The organism is uncultured Lamprocystis sp. (assembly GCF_903933125.1).
Lineage (GTDB): Bacteria > Pseudomonadota > Gammaproteobacteria > Chromatiales > Chromatiaceae > Thiodictyon.
On record NZ_CAIZIZ010000153.1, the window covers coordinates 1 to 2,318 of the forward strand.

General features: G+C 69.7%; 2 protein-coding genes. One reads left to right on the forward strand and one right to left on the reverse strand.

Annotated elements, in window-relative coordinates; translation table 11 throughout:
• The first annotated feature begins 210 nt into the window (after window positions 1-210).
• The gene (locus QZY03_RS07635; RefSeq protein ID WP_295579771.1) at window positions 211-642 is read left to right on the forward strand and encodes a hypothetical protein; all 432 of its coding nucleotides are present in this window, start codon (window positions 211-213) and stop codon (window positions 640-642) included.
• 109 nt (window positions 643-751) lie between these two features.
• Here QZY03_RS07635 and QZY03_RS07640 read toward each other — a convergent pair whose 3' ends face one another.
• Window positions 752-1,939 carry an aminotransferase class I/II-fold pyridoxal phosphate-dependent enzyme gene (locus QZY03_RS07640; protein WP_295579773.1) on the reverse strand — a complete coding sequence of 396 codons (1,188 nt, stop codon included), beginning with the start codon at window positions 1,937-1,939 and terminating at the stop codon, window positions 752-754.
• Window positions 1,940-2,318: the final 379 nt, after the last annotated feature.

Consider the following 2,318-nt stretch of genomic DNA (forward strand, 5'->3'; position numbering starts at 1 on the left):
GCCTTGGCCTGCCGATCCAAGGCTGAAGCCTTGGACTCCAGCCGGCCGGTGCCTCGGCTGGCCGGAACGATGATCAAGGCCGGAATCCGTCATGTCACCCCTGTCTTCAGGGCCTTGATCGTAATCCCGGCCGGCGGCGTGCGTAGTCAGGGCTTCCAGCCCTGACCGTGTCAGGCCAGGATGGCCTGACTACGTACCCGGCGAGACCAAGTGGCCGGAATCTTGATCGAGACCGTCTTCAGCGCCCCCTGCCTGGCCCGCGACCGAGGACCTCCTGGCCCGCCGCACGCTGCGGCGTATCGCCTGGCGGCGGCGACCCAGACCTTGCCGCTTGCGCTCCTGGCCTTTTCGGTCGCTGCGATCGGCGTCTGGGGTGTCATGGGGCCGTTTTGGGCGCTCGCGACCGCGTTGCTCAGCGGCACGGCGGCCGCTGCCGGGATCGCGCTGATCAACGCGCTGGGCAACGTCGGCGGCTTTCTGGGGCCGTACCTGATGGGTTGGTTGAAACAGACGACGGCCTCCTTCAGTGCTGGGCTGGCCGTCGTCGCCCTCATCCTGCTGGCGGGTTGTGCGTTAGTCCTGATGCTGCGGCTGCCGCGGCAGATGGCCGCTCCTGCGGCGGACGTTCATCTTCCGGTGTAGCCGGTCGACATCGCGCGGCCCTGCTCCGGTTATAGCCTTCGGACGTGATAACCGGACGTAGGGGCGGGTTTCAAACCCGCCCCTACACAAAGGTCTGTCTGGATCCCGATCACAGTCGCGCCAGGGCGTCGCCGATGCGCCGCACGCCCTCGTCGAGGTCCGCCGCCTCGCGCGTGTAGGCGAAACGGACATGGCGATCGGCCGCGTGGAACCCGAAGTCGTGGCCGGGGGTCAGGGCGACCCCGGCTTCTTCAAGCAGGCGGGAAGCCAGGGTCATGGAATCGAGCGTCACCCGCTCCGGCAGGCGGGCATAGAGATAGAAGGCGCCGGTCGGGGCCACCGGAATGCCGAAGCCGAGTTCGCGTAGCGCGGGCAACAGCCGGTCGCGCCGCTGCCGGAAGGCCAGTGCCCGCCCGTCCAGGATGGGGCGGGTGGCAGGCGCCAGGGCCGCTCGCGCGGCATACTGCGCCGGCGTATTGGCCGCGAGGAAGAGGTTCTGAGCCATGCGATCCATCACCGACACCGCGTCGGCGGGTCCGACCAACCAGCCCAGGCGCCAGCCCGTCATCCCGAAGTATTTCGAGAAGCTGTTGATCACATAAAGGTCCTCCGAGCCGAGCGTCAGCGCGGTCCGGTCGGGTGCCTCGTAGGTCAGGCCCTGGTAGATCTCATCGACGATGAAGGCCGCGCCGCGCTCCCGGCAGAGTCCATGGAGCCCGGCCATGACGGCGGGGTCGAGCGATGACCCGGTGGGATTGGACGGCGAGGCGACGACGACCGCGCGCACCCCGGGGACCCAAGCTTCGGCGGCCAGGTCGACGGTAAGCTGATAGCTGGTCTGCGGCCCGACCGGGACCGCGACCGGCTCCACGCTCAGCAGTCGGAGCACCTGGCGGTAACAGGGATAGGACGGATCGCAAAGAAGCACCCGGTCGCCCGGCTCCAGGACCGCCTGAAAGACCAGTTGCAGGGCGCCCGAGGCTCCGGGGGTGACCAGGATGCACGCCGGGTCGACCGGCACGCCGTAGCGCCCGGCGTAGTAGCCGGCGAGGTCCTCGCGCAGCGCCGCGAGTCCGCGGGCCGGCGTGTAGCGCGTGCGCCCATCGGCCAGGGCGCGCCGGCCGGCCTCGACGATGGGTTCGGGGGTGGGAAAATCGGGCTCGCCGACCTCCAGGTGGACGATGGAACGTCCCTGCGCCTCCAGTTCGGCCGCACGCCCCAGGAGGCGCATCACGTGGAAAGGCTCGACGCGCCTGGCCAGGGGCGACAGACGGCTGGACACAAGGGTGCTGGTCATCGGATGGGACTCGCGACTGCCCGCGGGCGGGGGGGGGCTCCGGAAGCGGGGTCCGCCGCCACGGATCGGCTCCAGTTTACGCCCGCGCCGGGGGTCGGCCAAGGGCGGCGGCACCCGGCCAGCAATTCCAAATTTGGGCGGCACCGCGCGACCTCTGGTGGATGCGGCGCGCGCGACCGCCTTGCCGAGTCCCTGAGACCGAGCGGCGCGCCTTATCCACCCTACCACGGAGCCGGTATCGTAGGGTGGATAAGCGCAGCGCATCCACCATCGGCCTCGCTGCCGACACACTGTTGGCGGCGGCCACCCAAATTTGGAACTGCTGGCACCCGGCGGAACAGCGTCGGTGGGCGACCGGACTCAGGCACACGGCAAGCAC